This is a genomic window from Cereibacter johrii (genome assembly GCF_001720585.1).
Lineage (GTDB): Bacteria > Pseudomonadota > Alphaproteobacteria > Rhodobacterales > Rhodobacteraceae > Cereibacter_A > Cereibacter_A johrii.
Genome location: NZ_MABH01000114.1, coordinates 1 through 21,682 on the forward strand (window position 1 = coordinate 1; position 21,682 = coordinate 21,682).

At 70.0% G+C, this 21,682-nt stretch carries 22 protein-coding genes; 10 read left to right on the forward strand and 12 right to left on the reverse strand.

Annotation, left to right across the window (positions count from 1 at the left end; all coding sequences use genetic code 11):
* Window positions 1-600 (reverse strand): peptidoglycan-binding domain-containing protein (locus A9O63_RS08705; protein WP_141703060.1); only part of this gene is annotated, 600 nt, incomplete at its 3' end.
* Between the two features lie 95 nt (window positions 601-695).
* Between A9O63_RS08705 and lipB the strand changes: the two genes are divergently transcribed.
* The 3 genes from lipB (at window position 696) to A9O63_RS08720 (ending at window position 4,126) form a co-directional block, all read left to right on the forward strand.
* Window positions 696-1,352, forward strand: coding sequence for a lipoyl(octanoyl) transferase LipB (gene lipB / locus A9O63_RS08710; RefSeq protein ID WP_069331577.1), 657 nt, complete (start codon window positions 696-698; stop codon window positions 1,350-1,352).
* A gap of 543 nt (window positions 1,353-1,895) precedes the next feature.
* Window positions 1,896-3,596 (forward strand): cytochrome c oxidase subunit I, encoded by a 1,701-nt coding sequence (gene ctaD, locus A9O63_RS08715; RefSeq protein ID WP_069331578.1) that lies wholly within the window; start codon window positions 1,896-1,898, stop codon window positions 3,594-3,596.
* The gene (locus A9O63_RS08720; protein ID WP_069331579.1) at window positions 3,596-4,126 is read left to right on the forward strand and encodes a DUF2244 domain-containing protein; all 531 of its coding nucleotides are present in this window, start codon (window positions 3,596-3,598) and stop codon (window positions 4,124-4,126) included. The genes ctaD and A9O63_RS08720 overlap by 1 nt, the downstream gene beginning before the upstream one ends.
* Window positions 4,127-4,395: 269 nt before the next feature.
* On the opposite strand, the gene A9O63_RS08725 is transcribed toward A9O63_RS08720, so the two are convergent.
* Window positions 4,396-4,854 carry a GatB/YqeY domain-containing protein gene (locus A9O63_RS08725; RefSeq protein WP_069331580.1) on the reverse strand — a complete coding sequence of 153 codons (459 nt, stop codon included), beginning with the start codon at window positions 4,852-4,854 and terminating at the stop codon, window positions 4,396-4,398.
* Between the two features lie 177 nt (window positions 4,855-5,031).
* Between A9O63_RS08725 and carA the strand changes: the two genes are divergently transcribed.
* From carA to A9O63_RS08740, 3 genes are all read left to right on the forward strand, one after another.
* Window positions 5,032-6,195 carry a glutamine-hydrolyzing carbamoyl-phosphate synthase small subunit gene (gene carA, locus A9O63_RS08730; protein ID WP_069331581.1) on the forward strand — a complete coding sequence of 388 codons (1,164 nt, stop codon included), beginning with the start codon at window positions 5,032-5,034 and terminating at the stop codon, window positions 6,193-6,195.
* A 152-nt stretch (window positions 6,196-6,347) separates the two neighbouring features.
* Window positions 6,348-7,130 carry a L,D-transpeptidase gene (locus tag A9O63_RS08735; protein ID WP_069331582.1) on the forward strand — a complete coding sequence of 261 codons (783 nt, stop codon included), beginning with the start codon at window positions 6,348-6,350 and terminating at the stop codon, window positions 7,128-7,130.
* A 137-nt stretch (window positions 7,131-7,267) separates the two neighbouring features.
* Window positions 7,268-9,187, forward strand: coding sequence for a glycosyltransferase (locus A9O63_RS08740; protein ID WP_069331583.1), 1,920 nt, complete (start codon window positions 7,268-7,270; stop codon window positions 9,185-9,187).
* A gap of 7 nt (window positions 9,188-9,194) precedes the next feature.
* Here the strand turns inward: A9O63_RS08740 and A9O63_RS08745 are convergent, their stop codons facing one another.
* Window positions 9,195-9,830 (reverse strand): GntR family transcriptional regulator, encoded by a 636-nt coding sequence (locus A9O63_RS08745; RefSeq protein ID WP_002722779.1) that lies wholly within the window; start codon window positions 9,828-9,830, stop codon window positions 9,195-9,197.
* A gap of 115 nt (window positions 9,831-9,945) precedes the next feature.
* On the opposite strand from A9O63_RS08745, the gene A9O63_RS08750 reads away from it, so the two are divergent.
* The 3 genes from A9O63_RS08750 to A9O63_RS08760 all read left to right on the forward strand — a co-directional run bounded on the left by A9O63_RS08750 (window position 9,946) and on the right by A9O63_RS08760 (window position 12,155).
* Window positions 9,946-10,593, forward strand: a complete 648-nt coding sequence (locus A9O63_RS08750) for a pyrimidine 5'-nucleotidase (protein ID WP_009563799.1) — start codon at window positions 9,946-9,948, stop codon at window positions 10,591-10,593.
* Between the two features lie 80 nt (window positions 10,594-10,673).
* Window positions 10,674-10,904, forward strand: a complete 231-nt coding sequence (locus A9O63_RS08755) for a hypothetical protein (protein ID WP_069331584.1) — start codon at window positions 10,674-10,676, stop codon at window positions 10,902-10,904.
* A gap of 51 nt (window positions 10,905-10,955) precedes the next feature.
* Window positions 10,956-12,155, forward strand: a complete 1,200-nt coding sequence (locus A9O63_RS08760; protein WP_069331585.1) for a UbiH/UbiF family hydroxylase — start codon at window positions 10,956-10,958, stop codon at window positions 12,153-12,155.
* A 3-nt stretch (window positions 12,156-12,158) separates the two neighbouring features.
* Here A9O63_RS08760 and A9O63_RS08765 read toward each other — a convergent pair whose 3' ends face one another.
* From A9O63_RS08765 to A9O63_RS08775, 3 genes are all read right to left on the reverse strand, one after another.
* Complete coding sequence (locus tag A9O63_RS08765; RefSeq protein WP_069331586.1) at window positions 12,159-13,286, reverse strand: aminotransferase class V-fold PLP-dependent enzyme; 1,128 nt, start codon at window positions 13,284-13,286, stop codon at window positions 12,159-12,161.
* A gap of 186 nt (window positions 13,287-13,472) precedes the next feature.
* A complete protein-coding gene (locus A9O63_RS08770; RefSeq protein WP_011840405.1) occupies window positions 13,473-13,931 on the reverse strand; it encodes an Lrp/AsnC family transcriptional regulator in 459 nt (152 codons plus the stop codon).
* Window positions 13,928-14,383 carry an Lrp/AsnC family transcriptional regulator gene (locus A9O63_RS08775; protein WP_012643530.1) on the reverse strand — a complete coding sequence of 152 codons (456 nt, stop codon included), beginning with the start codon at window positions 14,381-14,383 and terminating at the stop codon, window positions 13,928-13,930. The genes A9O63_RS08770 and A9O63_RS08775 overlap by 4 nt, the downstream gene beginning before the upstream one ends.
* 129 nt (window positions 14,384-14,512) lie before the next feature.
* On the opposite strand from A9O63_RS08775, the gene ilvC reads away from it, so the two are divergent.
* Window positions 14,513-15,535 carry a ketol-acid reductoisomerase gene (ilvC, locus tag A9O63_RS08780; RefSeq protein ID WP_002722768.1) on the forward strand — a complete coding sequence of 341 codons (1,023 nt, stop codon included), beginning with the start codon at window positions 14,513-14,515 and terminating at the stop codon, window positions 15,533-15,535.
* Window positions 15,536-15,607: 72 nt separating this feature from the next.
* Here ilvC and A9O63_RS08785 read toward each other — a convergent pair whose 3' ends face one another.
* The 6 genes from A9O63_RS08785 to A9O63_RS08810 all read right to left on the reverse strand — a co-directional run.
* Entirely contained in the window at window positions 15,608-15,826 is a 219-nt protein-coding gene (locus tag A9O63_RS08785) for a hypothetical protein (RefSeq protein ID WP_009563793.1), read from the reverse strand.
* Between the two features lie 98 nt (window positions 15,827-15,924).
* Window positions 15,925-17,268: a phosphoglucosamine mutase gene (glmM, locus tag A9O63_RS08790; RefSeq protein WP_009563792.1), complete on the reverse strand. Its 1,344-nt coding sequence runs from the start codon at window positions 17,266-17,268 to the stop codon at window positions 15,925-15,927.
* A complete protein-coding gene (gene folP, locus A9O63_RS08795) occupies window positions 17,265-18,302 on the reverse strand; it encodes a dihydropteroate synthase (RefSeq protein ID WP_069331587.1) in 1,038 nt (345 codons plus the stop codon). The genes glmM and folP overlap by 4 nt, the downstream gene beginning before the upstream one ends.
* Window positions 18,303-18,347: 45 nt before the next feature.
* The gene (locus A9O63_RS08800; RefSeq protein ID WP_069331588.1) at window positions 18,348-19,250 is read right to left on the reverse strand and encodes a dihydroneopterin aldolase; all 903 of its coding nucleotides are present in this window, start codon (window positions 19,248-19,250) and stop codon (window positions 18,348-18,350) included.
* Window positions 19,251-19,349: 99 nt separating this feature from the next.
* A complete protein-coding gene (locus tag A9O63_RS08805) occupies window positions 19,350-20,072 on the reverse strand; it encodes a cell wall hydrolase (RefSeq protein ID WP_069331589.1) in 723 nt (240 codons plus the stop codon).
* Between the two features lie 215 nt (window positions 20,073-20,287).
* Window positions 20,288-21,682 (reverse strand): putative PEP-binding protein (locus tag A9O63_RS08810; RefSeq protein ID WP_084295724.1); only part of this gene is annotated, 1,395 nt, incomplete at its 5' end.

Below are 21,682 nucleotides of genomic sequence, written 5' to 3' on the forward strand. Positions count from 1 at the left end.
GGCCGCGGGGGCCACCGGCAGGACGGGGGCCGTCACGGCCATCGGCATCTGCGGGGCCGGCGCCTGCGGCATCAGCGCCATGGCCGATTGCGCGGCGGGCAGCCCCGCCATCTCGTCGCGCTGCATCAGGAGAAGCCCGCGCATCCCCTGCGGGTGGGTCGCGATCGCCTGCTGCACCATCGGCCCGCCGGCGATGCCGCGGTGATAGGCGGTGGTCAGGATCGTCCGCTCGTAGTCCGTAAGCTGGCCGGTCGGCTGATAGCCCATGAGCACCTGGAACTGCGACACCGCCGAGCGCGAGCGCGACCCCAGCACCCCGTCCACCGTCCCCACCGGATAGCCGAAGTAGTTGAGGGCCGTCTGCACCTCCTTGTTCTGCTCCCGCTGGGCGCTGGACATGGTGGCCTTGGCCGGGGCCCGGCGGTAGACCTGCTGCGGCTGGGCGCGGCGGCGGTTCTGGTCGTTGGCGATCGCATGGCCGATGATGCCGCCCACGAGCGCCCCCGCGATCGCGTCTCCCGCATCCGCCTTCACAGGCTCTGCCGGGGCCAGGCCGATCAGGGCAGCAAGGCTGGCGGTAATCAGATATTTCCCATACATCGGACATCTCCCGGAGATCGAAGGACTCGGGAAGCGTAACACGGTCATGTGAACTGCCGGCATGTTTTTTAAGGTGAGAAGGGGATCATAAGGCGATGTCCGCAGTGGAATGGTCGATACTGCCCGGCCTGAGCCCCTATCGCGAGACGCTCGAGGCGATGGAGACCCGGGTGGCCGCCATCCGGGCCGGAGAGGCCGCCGAGGCGATCTGGCTGCTCGAACATCCCGCGCTCTACACCGCCGGCACCTCGGCCCGGCCCGAGGATCTGGTCGAGCCCGAGCGGTTTCCCGTCCATGTGGCCGGTCGCGGCGGACAATATACCTACCACGGGCCGGGGCAGCGGGTGGCCTATGTCATGCTCGACCTCGACCGGCGCGGCCGGGACGTGCGCCGCTTCGTGACGGCGCTCGAGGATTGGGTGATCGCCACGCTGGCCGAGTTCAACGTGCGCGGCGAGCGGCGCGAGGGGCGCGTGGGGGTCTGGGTCGTGCGGCCCGACCGGCCTGCGGGTCTCGACGGCAGCCCGCGCGAGGACAAGATCGCGGCCATCGGCGTCAAGCTCCGCCGCTGGGTGAGCTTTCACGGGCTCTCGATCAATGTCGAGCCGGACCTGACGCATTTCGAGGGGATCGTGCCCTGCGGCATCCGCGAGCACGGGGTGACGAGCCTCGTGGATCTCGGGCTTCCGGTGACGATGCAGGATCTCGACGCGGCCCTCCTGCGCACCTTCCCGCAGCATTTCCCCGACTGACGCCTGCAAGCGGCTCCGGCCCGGCAGGGGCCCGGCGGCCGGCCGGCCGAACCGGGCTTCCCGCAGGAGGCATGCACGGGCCCCGGCCGCTCGCCGGGGAGCCGCTCTCATCCTCAGCCCGCGGTGGGTCGAAGCATGAGGGAGCCCGCCGAGGCGCGCACACTCTCACCGCCCCCGTGACCCGCGACGCCGCCCCGGCCGGCTCCCATTCGGGCCGTTTGCGGAGACCAAGGGAGCCGCATGTCAGCGAAGCTGCCCCATCCCGGCCCGCGGAGCCCCCCCCGCCTGAGCCTGACCCCTCGGCGCTTGGCCCGCCGGGCGACTGTCCCGCCCGGGCCGGCCCCGGATCGGAGACCGGGAGCCCGCCCCGCTTCTGCGACGAGATGCCACCCCCACCAAGGGAGGAGTGGGCGTTTTTATTGATCCAGATCAAAGTGCGGCGTTGCCGGAACAAAGCCGGCGCTCTACAGATATCCGGGAGATGCTGGCACGGATCCATCCGACGCCCGTCTGACCGGAAACAGCACGCGGGGAGGCAAGCCAATGGCCGACGCAGCCATCCATGGCCACGAGCACGACCGGAGGGGGTTCTTCACCCGCTGGTTCATGTCGACGAACCACAAGGATATCGGCGTTCTCTATCTCTTCACCGGGGGCCTTGTCGGGCTGATCTCGGTGGCCTTCACCGTCTACATGCGGATGGAGCTCATGGCGCCGGGCGTGCAGTTCATGTGCGCCGAACATCTGGAATCGGGCCTCGTGAAGGGCTTCTTCCAGTCGCTCTGGCCCTCGGCGGTGGAAAACTGCACCCCGAACGGCCATCTGTGGAACGTCATGATCACGGGCCACGGGATCCTGATGATGTTCTTCGTGGTCATTCCCGCGCTCTTCGGCGGCTTCGGCAACTATTTCATGCCGCTGCACATCGGCGCGCCGGACATGGCCTTCCCGCGGATGAACAACCTCTCCTACTGGCTCTATGTCGCGGGCACCTCGCTCGCCGTCGCCTCGCTCTTCGCGCCGGGCGGCAACGGCCAGCTGGGCTCGGGCATCGGCTGGGTGCTCTATCCGCCGCTCTCCACCTCCGAATCGGGCTATTCCACCGACCTCGCGATCTTCGCGGTGCACCTGTCGGGGGCTTCCTCGATCCTCGGCGCGATCAACATGATCACGACGTTCCTGAACATGCGCGCGCCGGGCATGACCATGCACAAGGTGCCGCTCTTCGCCTGGTCGATCTTCGTCACCGCCTGGCTGATCCTGCTTGCGCTGCCCGTGCTCGCCGGCGCCATCACCATGCTGCTGACCGACCGGAACTTCGGCACCACCTTCTTCCAGCCCTCGGGCGGCGGCGACCCGGTGCTCTACCAGCACATCCTGTGGTTCTTCGGCCACCCCGAGGTCTATATCATCGTGCTGCCGGCCTTCGGCATCATCAGCCACGTCATCGCGACCTTCGCGAAGAAGCCGATCTTCGGCTATCTGCCGATGGTCTATGCGATGGTGGCCATCGGCGTGCTGGGCTTCGTGGTCTGGGCCCACCACATGTATACGGCCGGCCTGAGCCTCACCCAGCAGAGCTACTTCATGATGGCGACCATGGTGATCGCGGTGCCCACCGGCATCAAGATCTTCTCCTGGATCGCGACCATGTGGGGCGGCTCGATCGAGCTCAAGACGCCGATGCTCTGGGCGCTCGGGTTCCTCTTCCTCTTCACCGTGGGCGGCGTCACCGGCATCGTGCTGAGCCAGGCGAGCGTCGACCGCTACTATCACGACACCTACTACGTCGTGGCGCACTTCCACTATGTGATGAGCCTCGGCGCGGTCTTCGGCATCTTCGCCGGGATCTACTTCTGGATCGGCAAGATGTCGGGGCGGCAATATCCCGAATGGGCCGGGAAGCTGCATTTCTGGATGATGTTCGTGGGCGCGAACCTCACCTTCTTCCCGCAGCACTTCCTCGGCCGGCAGGGCATGCCGCGGCGCTACATCGACTATCCCGAGGCCTTCGCCACCTGGAACTTCGTCTCGTCGCTCGGCGCCTTCCTGTCCTTCGCCTCGTTCCTCTTCTTCCTCGGCGTGATCTTCTACACGCTGACGCGCGGGGCGCGGGTGACGGCGAACAACTACTGGAACGAACATGCCGACACGCTGGAGTGGACGCTGACCTCGCCGCCGCCGGAGCACACGTTCGAGCAGCTTCCCAAGCGTGAAGACTGGGAACGCGCGCACGCCCACTGATGCCCTACGAATGGGTCATCGCCCCGAAGGCCCCGGAGACATCCGGGGCCTTTCCTCGTTCGGGGGAGGAAGATCCTCTCGGCCGGCTTCATCTGTGGCCCTACCGCTCGCTGCCACGGCGCGGCTTCGCGGCCTTCATCGGGGTCACCTGCCTGCTGCTTGCCCTGCCGCTGATCGCGCTGCTGGGCTCGCCCGTGCTCTGGGCGCTGCTGCCCTTCCTCGTGGCGGCCGTGACCGGGATGTGGCTTGCGCTGAACCGCAGCTATGGCGACGGGGAGATCATCGAGGAGCTGACGCTCTGGCCCGACCGGGTGACGCTGGAGCGGCACGGGCCGCGCGGCCGGCGGCAGAGCTGGCAGGCCAATCCGCACTGGGTGCGCGTGACGCTGCACGAAAGCGGCGGGCCGGTGCCCCACTACCTCACGCTCGGCGGCGGGCCGCGCGAGGTGGAGATCGGCGCCTTTCTGGGCGAGGAGGAGCGTCTGGCGCTCTGGCCCGAACTGGAACGCGCCCTGTCCCGGGCGCGCTGACGGGGCGGAGGAGCGCCGCTGCGGGGCCATCGAGGCCCCTCGCGCCGCGTTGCCACGGACAGGGCGCCGGAGGCCCGCGTCCTGCACCGGCGCACCGCGGGAGAAGGGGTCCGGCTGAGCCGCCAGCGGTGCGAAGGGGCTGACCGCGCTCGGCCCAGACGGTCAATGTCCCGCCCGCCCGCCGTCCGGGCGCAGACCCCCGGCGTGCGGGCTCAGGCAGCGAGGCTCGACCGGACCTGCGGCTCAGCCTGCCCGGCAGCCGTGACTTCTCAGCCCAGCCGGTCCTTCACCATCGGACCCACGGCGGAGAAATCCATCTGGCCGGTGTAGCGCGACTTCAGCTCGGCCATGACCTTGCCCATGTCGCGGATCGTGGTGGCTCCCACCTCGGCGATGGCGGCCGAGATCGCGGCCTCCACCTCCTCCGGATCGAGCTGGCGCGGCAGGAAGTCCTCGATCACCCCGATCTCGGCCCGTTCCTTCTCGGCGAGCTCGAGCCGGCCGCCCTCCTCGTAGGCCCGCGCGCTCTCGATGCGCTGGCGGACCATGCGGCCCAAGATGGCGGTGATCTCCTCGTCCGACACCATGCCGTCGGCGCCATCCACGCGGGCGGCGATGTCGCGGTCCTTGATGGCGGCATTGATGAGGCGCAGCGTCGAGAGCCGGTCCGGCTGCTTGGCGCGCATCGCCTCCTTCATAGCGTCCTGAAGCCGCTCGCGCAGAGTCATTCTCGTCCGTCTCCATGGCCATGCGAAACTCGCACCTTACAGGCAAGCCTTGCCCGACACAACCACGACACCAAAGATCAAGTCATTGATCTGAAAGGAGAGTTCATTTCTACCGCAGCCTTGACCCTTGGCCCCTCAAACCTTAGTGTCCGCCAGATTTTGCCAAGGAGTCGCGCCATGGCCGCAGCCAGCCCCACCGACAAGCCCACTGCCTGCCTCGCACTCGCCGATGGCACCATCTTCTACGGCAAGGGCTTCGGCGCCCGGGGCGAGACGGTGGCCGAGCTTGTCTTCAACACGGCCATGACCGGCTATCAGGAGATCATGACCGATCCCTCCTACGCCGGGCAGATCGTGACCTTCACCTTCCCGCATGTGGGCAATGTGGGCGTGCCCCCCGAGGACGACGAGACGGCCGAGCCGGTCGCCGCCGGCATGGTGGTGAAGTGGGACCCGACCGAACCTTCGAACTGGCGCGCGACCTCGGAGCTCACCCAATGGCTCGAGGCCAAGGGCCGGATCGGCGTGGGCGGCATCGACACGCGGCGCCTCACCCGGGCCATCCGCCAGCAGGGCGCGCCGCATGTGGCGCTGGCCCACGATCCGGAAGGCCGTTTCGACATCGGAGCGCTGGTGGCCAAGGCCCGCGGCTGGCGCGGGCTCGTCGGTCTCGACCTCGCCAAGGACGTGACCTGCGCCCAGAGCTACCGCTGGGACGAGATGCGGTGGGCCTGGCCCGAGGGCTACCGGTCGCGCAGCGAGCCGGGGCTCAAGGTCGTGGCCATCGACTACGGCGCCAAGCGCAACATCCTGCGCTGCCTCGCCTCGGCGGGCTGCGACGTGACCGTGCTTCCCGCGACCGCCACGGCCGAGGACGTGCTGGCGCTGAACCCGGACGGGGTGTTCCTCTCGAACGGCCCGGGCGATCCGGCGGCGACCGGCGCCTATGCGGTGCCGATGATCCAGGGCGTGCTCGCGCGGGACATGCCCCTTTTCGGCATCTGCCTCGGCCACCAGATGCTGGCCCTCGCCCTCGGGGCGAAAACCGTGAAGATGAACCACGGCCACCATGGCGCGAACCATCCGGTGAAGGATCTCGAGACCGGCAAGGTCGAGATCACCTCGATGAACCACGGCTTCACGGTCGACAGCCAGACGCTGCCCGCCGGCGTGAAGGAAACCCATGTGAGCCTCTTCGACGGCTCGAACTGCGGTATCCGGGTCGAGGATCGGCCGGTCTTCTCGGTGCAGTATCACCCCGAGGCGAGCCCCGGCCCGCAGGACAGCTATTATCTCTTCGACCGGTTCGCCGCGGCCATGCGCGCCCGCCGCGCCGCCTGATCGAGCCGCGACAGAGATCGCGGCGGGCCTCGCGCTTATGTGCCGGAACCAATTGGCGATGCGGGACCTTTTTTCGGCAATGAAGGGCCGAGGCCCGCGGCTTCCGGGGCACGGCGCCCTGTCGCGGCCGGGCCCGCAACAAGGACATGCCGATGACAGGATCTCTTCCGCGCCGCCTCCTGCCCGCCCTCGCCGCGCTCGCGCTGCTCGCAGCCTGTGCGCCCGAGCCGCCGCCCACCCGCAGCGCCGCGCCGATGGGCCTCTCGCCGCAGATCGCGGCCCTGTATGGCCCGGTGGCGGACGGCGAGCGGATCATCCCGGCGGTGCCGCCGCAATATCTCTCGGCCGACAAGGTCCGGCGCGAGGTGGACTATTTCACCGATCGGCCGCCGGGGACCATCGTGGTCGATCCCTATGCGCGCTACCTCTATCTGGTGCAGCCCGGCCAGCGGGCGCTGCGCTATGCCATCGCCGTCGGGCGGGAGGGCCGCGGCTTTTCGGGCGAGGCGGTGATCCCGATCAAGCGGGAATGGCCGCGCTGGATTCCCACCAAGAGCATGATCGCCGAAGATCCCGAGCAATACGGGCCGTGGAAGGACGGGATGGACGGAGGGCTCTCGAACCCGCTCGGCGCCCGCGCGCTCTATCTGCACAGGGACGGCAAGGACACCTATTACCGGATCCACGGCACCAACGATGTCTCCTCGATCGGCAAGGCCACCTCGGCGGGCTGCATCCGGCTCTGGAACCAGGATATCCTCGACCTCTATGCCCGGGTGTCGCCGGGCACGCAGGTGGTGGTGCTGACCGAGGCCGAGTCGGGCAAAGGCACGGTGCCCGCCGGCCGGGCGCTGCCGCCGCGCGTGGCGGGGCTGAACAGCGTGGCGCCGCCGGGCGAGACGGCAGCCACGATGTTCTTCACCGAGAGCTTCTGACCCTCCGAAGGAGCCTCCCGGTGCCGCATCCGTGGCGCCGGGGAGATCTGAAGAAGATCGCGGGCCACCGTCATCGTGGTTTACGATCTCTTAATCCCGCGGAGGGATGGTTCCGTGTCCAGCGAAAGGGCGCGGCCTTGCCAGCACTCCCCGATTCCCTGCCCCAGATCCGGCCCGGCCGCGCGCCCACGGCGCCGCGCCCCCTGCCCTCTCCCGCGGAGGCCTCGGAGCCGCTGGGCGTGATGCTTCTGCGCGAAGGACATCTCGCGCCGCACCGGATCGTGGCGGCGCTCCGTCACGGCGGGCGGCCTGCCGCGCCCCTGGCCGATGTGCTGCTCGCCGAAGGCGCCCTGTCGGAGGACGAGATCCTCGCCATGATGGCGCGGCGGAGCGGGCTGCCGGTGCTCGACCCTGCGGCCGAACCGCCCGATCCCCGGCTGATCGACCGGCTCGGGGTGCGCGACTGCCTGCGCGAGGGTCTCCTGCCGCTGCGCGACACGGGCAGCGCCGTCCTGATCGCGGCGGCGGCCCCCGAGAGCTTCCGCCGCCACCGGCCGCGGCTCGAGGAGCTGTTCGGCACCGTGATCCCCGCCCTCGCCACCCGCTCTTCCATCGAGGCCGCGCTGCACGCGGTGCGCGCAGACGCCATCGGAGCCGCGGCCGAGCTCCGGGTCGCGCCCGAGGAAAGCTGCCGCGACTGGCGCACGGGACAGATGACTCGGCTCGCGGCGCTGGCGGGTCTCGCGCTCGTCGCGGGCCTCGCCCTTTCGCCGGGCCTCGTGCTCCTTGCCCTGACCGCCTGGGCGCTTCTGGCGCTGGCCTGTGGCACCGGGCTGCGGCTGGCCACGGCGGTGGCCACCCTGCGCCGCCGGCCGCCCGAGCCCCCGAGCCCGCCGCTCCTGCATCTGCCCATGGTCTCGATCATCGTGGCGCTCTATCGCGAGGAGGATATCGCGGGCCGCCTCGTGGCGCGGCTCGGCCGCCTCGACTATCCTCACGACCGGCTCGAGATCCTGCTCGTGGTGGAAGAGGCCGACCGGCGGACGCGGCGGGCGCTGCTCGAGGCGCGCCTGCCGCCCTGGATGCGGATCGTGATCTCGCCCAAGGGCTCGATCCGCACCAAGCCGCGGGCGCTCAACGTGGCGCTCGACCATTGCCGGGGCTCCATCGTGGGCGTCTACGATGCCGAGGACGCGCCCGAGCCCGACCAGATCCGCCGCGTGGTCGAGGGCTTCAGCCGGCGGGGCTCGCACGTCGCCTGCCTGCAGGGACGGCTCGACTATTACAACCCGCGCACCAACTGGCTCTCGCGCTGCTTCACGATCGAATATGCGGCCTGGTTCCGGCTGATGCTGCCGGGGCTCGACCGGCTGGGGCTCGTGGTGCCGCTGGGGGGCACCACCCTCTTCTTCCGCCGCGCCGCGCTCGAGGAGCTGGGCGCCTGGGACGCGCATAACGTGACCGAGGATGCGGATCTCGGCATCCGCCTCGCGCGGCACGGCTACCGCACCGCCCTCATCGACACGGTGACGGCCGAGGAAGCCAACTGCCGCGCCATCCCCTGGATCAAGCAGAGATCGCGCTGGATCAAGGGCTTCATGATAACCTGGGCCGTCCATATGCGCGCGCCGCGGCTCCTTTGGCGGCAGCTCGGCCCCTGGCGCTTCGCAGGCTTCCAGGGGATGTTCCTCGGCTCGATCTCGCAGACCCTGCTCGCGCCGGTGCTCTGGTCCTTCTGGCTGCTGGCGCTCGGCCTGCCGCATCCGGTGGCGCCGCTCGTGCCCGTGCCGCTGCTCTGGTCGATGATCGGGCTCCTGCTCGGGTCGGAGGGCACCGCCATTGCCCTGAGCATCCTCGCCCTGCGGCAGACCCGGCACCGGCTGAACCCGCTCTGGGCGCCGACCCTGCATCTCTACAACCCGCTCGCCACCTTCGCGGCCTACAAGGCGCTGTGGGAACTCCTGAGCGCGCCCTTCTACTGGGACAAGACCTGCCACGGGGTCTTCGACGCGCAGGCCCGCGGCCGACCGCTCCTGCAGGGCTTCAGGCCCGCCTGATCCGCCGTCAGCGCATGCGCAGCTCGCCCGCATCGACCCGGAGCCGGGTCTCGAAGGCCTTCGAGATATGGTTGCGCAGGGCCGCATAGGCCGCCTCGCCGTCGCGCGCCTCGATCGCCTGGACGATCTGCTCGTGCTCGGCCATCGCCACCTCGTCGCGCCCCTCGGCCGCGAAGGAGGTCGTGGCCATCAGCGCCATCGAGCGGTGCACGAGGTCGAGCTGCTGCACGAGGAAGCGGTTGTGCGAGGCCAGATGGATCTGCTTGTGAAACCGCTTGTTGGCGCGCGACAGCGCCCGCGGATCGCCGCCCAGAAGCGCCCGGTCGTCCTCGACCATGCCGCGCAGCACCCGGATCTCCTCCTCGGTCGCATGCCGGGCCGCAAGCCGCGCGGCCAGCCCCTCGAGCTCGGTGCGCACGGCATAGAGCTCCGCAAGCTGGTTGTGGTCGAGCGAGGCCACGATCAGGCTGCGGCCGTCGCGCGTGAGCATCGACTGGGTCTCGAGCCGCTGCAGCGCCTCACGCACGGGGGTGCGGGACACGCCCAGCCGCTCGGCCAGTTCCGATTCCACCAGACGGTCCCCCGGCTTGTAGGTGCCGCCCTCGATGGCCTCGAGGATCAGCGTATAGGCATCTTTCTGCACGACGGGGCAGCCTTTCCCAAACGAAGGGTGGAACGGCGCGACGTTAGCCGCGAGCGCCGCCGCGGATCAACTGCAAACCATTGCACCGCCACGAGGCCGCGCGTAGCCTCCGCCCATGGTGGCCGATCGCTTCTCACATGTCCGGGGCTGGGTCTTCGACCTCGACAACACGCTCTATCCCCCCTCCGCGCGCCTCTTCGACCAGATCGAGCGGCGGATGACGGACTGGGTGATGACCGAGCTCCGCGTGGTGCGCGAGGAGGCCGACCGGCTCCGGCGGCACTACTGGTCCACCTACGGCACCACGCTCGCTGGGCTGATGGCCGAGCATGGGGTCGATCCCGCGCCCTACCTGAGCCATGTCCACGACATCTCGCTCGACCATCTCGAGCGCGACATGATCCTTGCCGCGCGCATCCGGGCGCTGCCGGGGCGCAAGATCGTCTATACCAACGGCTGCGCGCCCTATGCCGAGCGGGTGCTCGAGGCGCGCGGCCTCTCGAACCTCTTCGATGCGGTCTATGGCGTCGAACATGCGGGCTTCCGCCCGAAGCCCGAGCGCGCGGCCTTCGAGACCGTCTTCGCCGCCGACCGGCTCGCGCCCGAGACCGCCGCCATGTTCGAGGACGATTCGCGCAATCTTCTCGCGCCGCACGAGATGGGGATGCGCACCGTCCATGTGGCGCCCGAGGCGCTGCCCGCGCCGCACATCCACCACCACACGCTCGATCTGTCGGAGTTCCTGGCCCTCCTGCAGCCCTGAGACGCCACGGCGCGGCATAATGCCCTAGCCACATGACCGGTTTGCGACTATCTGTCCCGCGTCGTTAACGGAGATCTCGCATGAACGCTTACGCCGACGTCACCGACCTGCCGAACCACATCATCCCGCCGATGGAGCGCCATACGCGCAAGACGAACCGCGAGGATCTCGCCCTGTTCGCCTTCGCCGCCGCCCTCGTCTCGATCGTGGCTCTGGGCTGCTGGGCGTTCGGCCCCGTCATGCTGGGGATGACCGCGCTCTTCTTCGTGCCGGTGATGATGGTCATCATCATCATGATTACGCTGGGCTGATCTGGACGACCCGCACCCGGGCCTCTAGCTTCCCCTGAAACGGAGGGAACCATGGCCCGGATCGCAACCGACATTCTCGTCTCCGGCGGAGGGGTGGCCGGCCTGACGGCCGCAGCCGCCTTCGCCTCGGCCGGCTGGTCCGTGATCTGCGTCGATCCGCAGCCCCCCGTCACCTCGGCCGAGGCCGAGGGCGCCGACCTGCGCTCCACCGCGCTCCTCCAGCCCTCGATCCCGCTCCTTCAGGCCGCGGGCCTCTGGCCGCGTCTGGCGCCCCATGCGGCGCCGTTGCAGGTCATGCGCATCGTGGATGCGGGCGGGCCGGTGGCCGAGCCGCGCGTCATCAAGGATTTCGACGCGGCCGACATCTCCGGGCAGCCCTTCGGCTGGAACCTCCCCAACTGGCTCCTGCGGCGCGAGATGGTGGCCCATCTCAAGACGCTGACGCGCGTGGATTTCCGTCCGGGCATCGCCACGAAATCCGTCCTGACCCGCGAGAGCGAGGCGCTCGTCACCCTCTCCGACGGCACCCGCGTCGCAGCCCGGCTCCTCGTCGCGGCCGACGGGCGCAATTCGCCGGTGCGCGAGGCGCTGGGGATCGGGGTGCGCACCACGCGCTACGGCCAGAAGGCGCTGGCCTTCACCGTGACCCATCCGATCCCGCACGAGAATGTCTCGACCGAGATCCACCGCTCGGGCGGCCCCTTCACCCTCGTTCCCCTGCCCGACGCAGAGGGCAGGCCCGCCTCGGCCATCGTCTGGATGGAGCGCGGCGAAGAGGCGCTGCGGCTGAAGGCCCTGCCGCGCGAGGCGTTCGAGGCCGAGATGACCGCGCGTTCCTGCGGGATCCTCGGCCCGCTCACCCTTGCCTCGCAGGTCAATGTCTGGCCGATCATCAGCCAGGTCGCGGGCCGCATGTCGGGCGAGCGCACGGCGCTGATGGCCGAGGCGGCCCATGTCATGCCGCCCATCGGCGCGCAGGGGCTGAACATGAGCCTCGCCGACCTGCGCGCGCTGCTGGAGCTTCTGGCCGACCACCGGGACGATCCCGGCTCCGCAGCCCTGCTCGAAGCCTACCACCGCCGCCGCCACTGGGAGGTGCAGGCCCGCATCCTCGGCATCGACCTCCTGAACCGCGCCTCGATGGCGGGCGATCCGGCCTGGCGCGATCTGCGCGCGAAGCTCCTCGATGCGCTCTACGGCTCGGCGCCGGTGCGCCGCACGCTCATGCGTGCGGGCCTCGGCGTCGCCTGATCCTCAGAGAACGGCCTCCACCGCCCGGCGCAGCCGCGCCACCGTGCCTTCGACGTCCGCGAGCTTGTCCAGCCCGAAGAGCCCGAGCCGGAAGGTGCGGAACTCCGCCCCCTCGCCCACCTGCAGCGGCACGCCCGCCGCGATCTGCAGCCCCTCCGCCAGGAACTTCCGGCCGCTCTGCACCTCGGGATCGTCGGTGTAGCTCACCACCACCCCCGGAGCCGCGAAGCCCTCGGCCGCGACCGAGACCACGCCCTTTTCGGCCAGCATGGCGCGCACCTCCTGCCCGAGCCGCCACTGCGCGGACTTGGCCGCCTCGAAGCCCATGGCCTTCGTCTCGGCCATCGCATCGCGAAAGCCCAGCAGCGCATCGGTGGGCATGGTGGTGTGATAGGCATGCCCGCCGGCCTCGTAGGCCGCCATGATCGCGCGCCATTTCTTCAGATCCAGCGCAAAGCTGTTCGAGACCGTGGCCTCGAGCCGCTCGACCGCGCGGGCCGACAGCATCACGAGCCCCGCTGCGGGCGAGGCCGACCAGCCCTTCTGCGGCGCCGAGATCAGCACATCGACCCCGGTCGCGGCCATGTCGACCCAGATGCAGCCCGAGGCGATGCAGTCGAGCACCATCAGCGCGCCGGCCGCATGGGCCGCTTCCGCCATCCGGGCGATGTAATCGTCGGGCAGGATGATCCCGGCCGAGGTCTCGACATGCGGCGCAAAGACCACATCCGGCTTCACCTCGGCGATCTTCGCCACGACCTCCTCGATCGGCGGCGGCGCGAAGGGGGCGCGCGCCCCGTTGCCCGAGGGCCGGGCCATCACCACCGTCTGCCCTGCCGCAAAGCCGCCCGCCTCGAGGATCTGCGTCCAGCGATAGGAGAACCAGCCGTTGCGCACCACGAGCGCCTGCGCGCCGGTCGCGAACTGCCGCGCCACCGCCTCCATGGCGAAGGTGCCGCCGCCGGGCACGACGGCCACCGCCTCGGCGCCATAGACCTCGCGCAACATCCCCGAGATGTCGCGCATCACCTGCTGGAACTTCGCGGACATGTGGTTCAGGGACCGGTCGGTGAAGACCACCGAGAATTCCATCAGACCGTCGGGATCGACATCCGGGCGCAGCGCGGGCATGGGCAGCCTCCTTCCTTGCTCCCCGAGAGATAGCGCCCGCCGCCCTCCCGGCGCCACCTGAAAAAGGTCGCACAGGATCCGCCCCGGCCCATAGCAGCCCCCCGGCCCCCCCCCGCTTTCACTCTGCCCAAATATCCTCGGGGGTCCGGGGGCAGACAGCCCCCGGCCGTTCCGCCGGGTGCGGCGTCAGCCGAGCGGCCCCGGCCGCTTCTCCTCGGTCAGAAGCACGTTCGCCTCGACCTGCCCCACCCCCGGCAGGGTCATGATCCGCCGTCTCAGCACCCGCTCGAAATCGGCGATGTCGCGCGCCACCACCCGCAGCCGGTAGTCGAACAGGCCCAGCACATGCTGCACCACCTGCACCTCGGGGATGGCCGTCACCGCGCGCTCGAAATCCTCGAGACTGATCCGCCCCTTCGTCGCGAGCTTGACCCCGAGGAACACCGTCACCCCGAAGCCCAGCGCCTCGCGGTCGACGACGACGCGCCGCCCGGCGATGATGCCCGCCTCCTCGAGCCGCCGGATCCGCCGCCAGGCCGCGGGCTGCGACAGCCCGAAGCGCCGCCCCAGCGCGCCCGCACCCTGCGTCGCATCCTCGGCGAGCGCCCGCAGCAGCGCCCGGTCGATATCGTCGAGATCGATCACAGCGGCAGCGCCTCCGCCTCGCGGATGGTGGCCACCAGCATCAGCGCCTCGATGTCGGTGATATGCGGCAGCGACAGGATCCGGGAGCGGTAGAGCTCCTGATAATGTTTCATGTCGCGCGCGATCACATTGAGCCGCACATCCACGCGCCCGAGGAAGGTCTCGATCCCGATCACCTCGGGCACCGTGCGGGCGGCGGCCAGGAACTCGTCGAAGGCGCGCGGGTCGGTCTTGTCCAGCGTGAAGCGCAGCGAGACCTCGACCTCGTAGCCCAGCCTGCGCCAGTCGATCACCGCCTGCCGGGCCCCGATCGCGCCGCGCTCGGTCAGCCGCTCGAGCCTGCGCCAGCAGGTGGCCGTGGTCAGCCCCGCCCGCGCGGCAAGCTCCGCCGTGCCGAGCGCGGGCTCGGCCAGGAGGTGACGCAGCAGGCGGCGGTCGGTATCGTCGAGCATGATCTTTTCGCGAAAGCCCCTTCCGGCGCATGACCTTTGCCAGAAACCGCCGCCAGCGTCAAACTTTGCAGCCCGTCACGCGCCCCCATGCCTATCCTGCGCAACAGTTCATCACGGAAGGAGCGCCCCATGCGCGTCTATTACGATCGCGACTGCGACATCAACCTGATCAAGGACAAGAAGGTCGCCATCCTCGGCTATGGCAGCCAGGGCCATGCCCATGCGCTGAACCTGCGCGATTCGGGCGCGAAGAACGTGGTCGTGGCGCTCCGCGAAGGCTCGCCCTCCGCCAAGAAGGCCGAAGCCGAGGGCCTCAAGGTCATGGGCATCGCCGAAGCCGCCGCCTGGTGCGACCTGATCATGTTCACCATGCCCGACGAGCTTCAGGCCGAGACCTACAAGAAATACGTCCACGACAATCTGCGCGAAGGCTCGGCCATCGCCTTCGCCCACGGCCTCAACGTGCATTTCGGCCTGATCGAGCCGAAGCCGGGCGTCGATGTCATCATGATGGCGCCGAAGGGCCCGGGCCACACCGTCCGCGGCGAATATGTCAAGGGCGGCGGCGTGCCCTGCCTCGTGGCCGTGCACAATGACGCGACCGGCAAGGCCATGGAAATCGGCCTCTCCTACTGCTCGGCCATCGGCGGCGGCCGTTCGGGCATCATCGAGACCAACTTCCGTCAGGAATGCGAGACCGACCTCTTCGGCGAGCAGGCCGTGCTCTGCGGCGGCCTCGTCGAGCTCATCCGCATGGGCTTCGAGACGCTGGTCGAGGCCGGCTACGAGCCCGAGATGGCCTATTTCGAGTGCCTGCACGAGGTGAAGCTGATCGTGGACCTGATCTACGAAGGCGGCATCGCCAACATGAACTACTCGATCTCGAACACCGCCGAATATGGCGAATATGTCTCGGGCCCGCGGATCCTGCCCTACGAGGAGACCAAGGCCCGCATGAAGGCCGTGCTGACCGACATCCAGACCGGCAAGTTCGTGCGCGACTTCATGCAGGAGAATGCCGTGGGTCAGCCCTTCTTCAAGGCGACCCGCCGCATCAACGACGAGCATCAGATCGAGCAGGTCGGCGAGAAGCTGCGCGGCATGATGCCCTGGATCTCCAAGGGCAAGATGGTCGACCGCGCCCGCAACTGATCGGGCCTCAGTCCAGACGCGAAAGGCGCCCCTCGGGGCGCCTTTCTGCATCGGGCCCCATCGGGGCGCAGCTTATTCCAGAACGGGCTCGGCGTCGGGCTTGCGGGCGGTGGGCCCGTCCTTGCGCAGGAAGGCCACGCCGCCCTGCGGGCCGTCCTTGGCCAGCGTCGACTTGGGCGCGTTCGGATCGTGGCGGCGCGCCTCGACGCGGTCCTTGCTCGCGATCGCGAACAGGATGCCTGCCAGAAGCGTGATGAGCGACAGGAAGGGGATGATCCAGGCGAAGTCCATGGGCGTCTCCTTGTCAGGGGTGGGCCCGAGCCCGGGGTCCCTCCCCGGCGCTCGCGCCATGCTCCGACAATGCCGGACGGGGTCGCGGGGTCCCCTCCTTACGCCGCGTCCCGGACGGCGGCCACGATCTCCTCGACCACGTCGCGGAGCAGCGCCTCGTCTTCGCACTCGGCCATGACCCGGATCAGCGGCTCGGTGCCCGACTTGCGGATCAGAAGCCGCCCCGCCCCGTTCAGCCGCACCTCGGCATCGCGGATCACCGCCTGCACGCCCGGCGCCTTGAGCGGCTCCTGCCCGGCCGCATAGCGCACGTTCTGCAGAAGCTGCGGCACGGTCTCGAAACTGCGCGCAAGATCCGAGGCCCGTCGCCCGGTCTGGGCCATCGCCGCGAGGAACTGGAGCCCTGCCAGCAGCCCGTCGCCGGTGGTCGCGAAATCGGTCATGACGATATGGCCCGACTGCTCGCCCCCGAGGTTCCAGCCGCCCCGCCGCATCGCCTCGACCACATAGCGGTCGCCCACCGGCGTCCGCTCGAGCCGGAGACCCCGCGCGCCGAGGAACCGCTCGAGCCCGAGGTTCGACATGACGGTCGCCACCAGCGTCCCGTCGCGGAGCCGCCCCTCCTCCGCCCAGCGGGCCGCGAACAGCGCCATGATCTGGTCGCCGTCGGCCTCCTTGCCGGTCTCGTCGAGGATGATGACACGGTCGGCGTCCCCGTCGAGGCAGATCCCCACATCGGCGCCATGGGCGCGCACCGCCTCGGCGGCGGCCTCGGGATGGGTCGAGCCGCAGCGCAGGTTGATGTTCTTGCCGTTGGGCTCGACCCCCACCGGGATCACCTCGGCGCCGAGCTCCCACAGCACCTCGGGCGCCGCGCGATAGGCCGCGCCGTTGGCGCAGTCGATCACGACCTTCAGCCCGTCCAGCCGCAGCCCCGAGGGGAAGGTCGTCTTGCAATATTCCTGATAGCGCCCGCGCCCGTCCTCGATCCGTTTGGCGCGGCCGATGTTGCCGGGCTGCGCGGGCTGGATCTCGCCTGCGAGGATCGCCTCGATCTCGGCCTCGGCCTCGTCGGACAGCTTGAACCCGTCGGGGCCGAAGAACTTGATGCCGTTGTCCTCGTGCGGGTTGTGGCTGGCCGAGATCATCACGCCCAGCGCCGCCCGCATCGAGCGGGTGAGAAAGCCCACCGCGGGCGTGGGGACCGGCCCCAGAAGCAGCACGTTCATCCCGGTCGAGGTGAGGCCCGCGGTCAGCGCATTCTCGAGCATGTAGCCCGAGAGCCGCGTGTCCTTGCCGATCACCACCCGGGGCGAGCCCGCGCCCACCGGGCGGAAATAGCGCCCCGCCGCGGCGCCGAGCCTCAGCGCCATCTCGGCGGTCATCGGATAGGTGTTCGCCGTGCCGCGCACCCCATCGGTGCCGAAGAGCTTCCTCGTCATGCCTGCCTCCGTTCTGCCGCGGTCTCTGCCGCCTCGCGTGTGATTGCCTGCCACAGGATGAGCGCCTGACGTGTCTCGCGCACGTCGTGCACCCTGAGAATCTGCGCTCCTTGCGCCGCGCCCGCAAGCGCGACGGCGACCGAGCCCGCCATGCGCCGGTCGGCCAGAGGCTCGCCCGCGAGCGTGCCGATGAAGCGCTTGCGCGAGGCGCCGAGCAGGATCGGGCAGCCGAGCCCGTGAAAGAGCGACAGCCGGCGCAGGAGCGCCAGATTGTGCTCGAGCGTCTTGCCGAAGCCGATGCCCGGGTCGGTCACGATCCGCGCCCGCGGGATGCCCGCCGCCTCGGCCGCCCGGATGCGCTCGGCCAGCCAGTCGTAGACATCGAGCAGCACGTCATCGTAGCGCGGATCGGCCTGCATGGTCTGCGGCGTGCCCTGCGCATGCATGAGGCAGACCGGCGCCTCCCGCGTGGCCGCCACGGCGGCAAGGCCCGCGTCCCAGGTCAGGGCGGCCACATCGTTCACGAGATCGGCCCCCGCCTTCAGCGCGGCCTCGGCCACCGGGGCCTTGCGGGTATCGATCGAGACCGGCACGGCGATCCCCTGCCCCCGCAGCATCTCGATCACCGGCGCGGTGCGGCGGATCTCCTCGGCCGGCTCCACCTCCACAGCACCGGGCCGCGTGCTCTCGCCGCCGATGTCGAGGATGTCCGCGCCTGCCGCCACCAGCGCCTGAGCCTGCGCCAGCGCCTCGGGCAGCGCGGCGAACCGGCCCCCGTCCGAGAAACTGTCGGGCGTCACGTTGAGGATGCCCATGATCTGCGGCCGGTCCATCGCGAGCCCCGCCACCGGGGGCCGCGGCGCCGTCAGGGGGGCGAGGGTGGCCGCATCGAGCTCGGCTGCGGGCAGCACGACAGGCGGACGCCCGCGTTCGAGGATCTCGACGCGGTCGAAGAAGAGCGGGCCGCCGGCGAGCGGCAGCGCGCCCTCGGGCCGGGTCGCATCGGCGAGCGGGATCGGACGGACATAGGTCATGCGCGGTTCATGCGGCCCCGGCCGCCCCGGCGCAAGGGCCTCGGCTCAGGCGCGCTCGAGCGGCACGCGGCTTCCCGCCGGCAATGTTACATCGCCGTGAACGACCAGCCGCTCGGCCGCCAGCATCTCCGCCAGCCACAGGGCCAGCGCCACGGGATCGCGCGAGTTCGGCCCGTCCACCGCATCGAGCACCAGCTTGGAGGGCGCCCAGACGATGGTCTGGCCGCGCCGCATCGCCCAGTCGATCTCGGTCCGGGTGGCCACCACCACGCAGCGCGGATCGCGGGCGGCCAGCGCCCAGGCATTCTGCTCGATGGCCAGAAGGTCGATCCGGCGCTGGGTCGGGCGGTGGCGCGTCTCGGGTCGCGGCGCGTCGGGCAGGCCCACGGCGAGGACGAGCGGCAGCCCCCGCGCCTCGAGCGCATCCAGCCGGGCGGGCAGGTCGGGTGCGGCGATGGCCGCATTGTCGAGGAAGGCCACCAGAGGATGCACCGCCTCGCCGCCCTCGCCCGTCCGCCGGAGCGGCGCCTCGGCGCGCGAGCGCACGATCTCGACGCCCAGCGCACCGGGGCCGCGGTCGAGCTTCTCGATCCGCACGAAGACCCGCATGGCCTGCGGCTCGGCGAGGATCCGTTCGGCGATGCGCTCGGCCAGCGTCTCGAGCAGGGTCAGCCGCTCGGCCGAAAGCTCGTCGGCGATGGATTCGGTGATCCGGTCGTAGGAAAGGATGCGGTCCACATCGTCCTGCAGCGGCGCCGGATGCGGCCGGACCTCGACCACCACATTGAAGCGCACGCGCTGCCTTGTGCCGCGCTCTTGCTGGAAGGCGCCGATCTCGACCTCGGCCACATGATCGCGCAGGCTGATGCGGTCGCGCGGGGCGGCGCCGGCCGAGGCCTCGGCCCGCTCCTCGGGATGGGCGAAGGCAAGGCGGATGTCGTTGGTCAAGGCGGCCTCCCGCGTCAGCTCCCGGGAAGCATAGGCCCGGCACCGGCACCGCCTAGCCCGAAGGCGGCAGGCGAGGCAAGCCTTGCGACAGGAAGCCGGTCAGGAGCCGCCGGGCTGGCGGTAGAAGAGATGCGCGCCGATGGCCGCCGTGCGCGGGAAGCGATGCGCCCATCCGGGGCGGACGGCGCGGGTGTGGAAGTGGGTGGCGCCCTGCGTGAGCTGGCGCGGCGCGCCTGCCAGCATCAGCGCCGCGATCTTGCCCGCGCGCTGGAAGGCCGCCTTCTCGCGGATCGTTTCGGGCTTCCCGTCGAACATGAAGGAGAACTGCCCGCCCTGCCGGACCACGCCGCAGATGGAGCCGGGATAGCCGGGCCGGTCGACGCGGTTCATGATGACCTCGGCCACCGCGAACTGGCCCTGGATCGACTCGCCGCGCGCCTCGAAATAAAGCGCTGTGGCCAGACACTTCCACTCGTCCGAGTCCTTCGCGGCCACGGGCTGCGAGGCAAGCCAGTCCTCGTCGTAGCGCGGCGCCGGAGCCCCGTCCGCGGCCTTCGCCCCGCGGCTGCCCCGCTTCGCCACCGCCTTGACCGGGGCCTCGGACTTCGCCTCGGGACGGGCCACGGCGGCCGCCACCTGTTCGAGCCGCTGGGCCGGCAGGGTGCCGAGGGCGTTTCGCTCGGCGCCCAGAAGGGCCGAAAGCTGCCCGCCCAGATTGACGGACGGGTCGTTGGACTGGCTCACCGTCACATCGGCGAAGGCCGCTCCGCTCAGGAGCATCAGTGCCGCGGCACTGCGCATCCAGATATCAAGCAAGCGCATTTCTCTGTTCCCGGTCGTTGCCGCTTTGCACAGAGGCGGGCGTCGGACCCTGCCCCGTGCGAAATCGCGATGTGGCTAGCCGGAAAATCCTTAACGAGTCCACCCACGTGACATTTTTGCGACAGTCAGAGGGGGCGTCCATCGGCGGGTTCCCGCCGGTGTTGCCTTTGCGCCACTGTGACAACCCTGCCCGATTTTTGGGCTAACCGCTTGCATTAAGGGGCCTTCGACTGCTCCCGGCTGCGGATCGCCAGATGAGCGGCAGCCAGCCGAGCCAGCGGAACTCGATAGGGCGAACAGGACACGTAGTCGAAGCCGGCGCGGCGGCAGAACTCGATTGATTCGGGGTCGCCCCCATGTTCGCCGCAGATCGAGACCACCAGATCGGGGCGCGTCTTCCGCCCCCTTTCCGCCCCGATCAGCAGCAACTCCCCCACCCCGTCCACGTCGAGGATGTGGAACGGATCCTCCGGGAAGACCCCGCTCTGGACATAGGTGTTCATGAAACGGCCCGCGTCGTCGCGCGAGAGGCCGTAGGTCATCTGCGTCAGGTCGTTGGTGCCGAAGGAGAGGAAGGCCGCGTGCTGCGCGATCTCGCCCGCCCGCAGCGCCGCCCGCGGCGTCTCGACCATCACCCCCAGCCGGTAGGCGAAGTCGCGGCCGTATTTGGTATGGACCGCCGCCGCCACCGCATCGATGCGGGTCTTGACCAGCTCGACCTCGCGCCGTGCCGAGACGAGCGGGATCATGATCTCGGGCACCACCGGATCGCCGCGGCCCGCCACCTCCAGCGTCGCCTCGAAGATCGCCTGCGCCTGCATGTCGTGGGGGGGGGGGGGGGGGGCGGGGAGCCGCACGCCCCGCATCCCCAGCATGGGATTGAACTCGGCCATCGCCTCGACGCGCCGCGTGACCTCGGACAGCGGCCGGTCGAGCGCCTCGGCCAGCTCCAGCAGCCCCTCGCGCGAATGGGGCAGGAACTCGTGCAGCGGCGGGTCGAGCAGCCGGATGCAGACCGGATGGCCCTGCATGATCTCGAAGAGCTGCACGAAATCGGCGCGCTGCATCGGCAGGAGCCGCGCCAGCGCCGCCGCCCGGTCGGTCGCGCTGTCGGCGAAGATCATCTCGCGCATCACCACGAGCCGGTCGTCGGTGAAGAACATGTGCTCGGTGCGGCAGAGGCCGATGCCCTGCGCCTCGAACTGCCGCGCGACCAGCGCATCGGCGGGCGTGTCGGCATTGGCGCGCACGCCGATGTCGCGCATCTCGTCGGCCCAGGAGAGGAGCTTGCGGAAGCAGCCGTCGAGCGCAGGCGCGAGCATGGCGGCCTCGCCCGCGAGCGCCTCGCCCGCCGTGCCGTCCACGGTGATGAGGTCGCCCTCGCGGAAGACGCGCCCGTCGGGCGCCACGAGACGGCGCTCGCGCGCATCGAGCCGGATCTCGGAGGCGCCCACGACGCAAGGCAGGCCCAGGCCCCGCGCGATCACCGCGGCATGGCTCGTGACGCCGCCGCGCTCGGTCAGCACGCCCGCCGCGCAGTTCATGCCGCGGATATCCTCGGGCGAGGTCTCGCGCCGGACGAGGATGCAGGGCTCGCCGCGCGCGGCCGA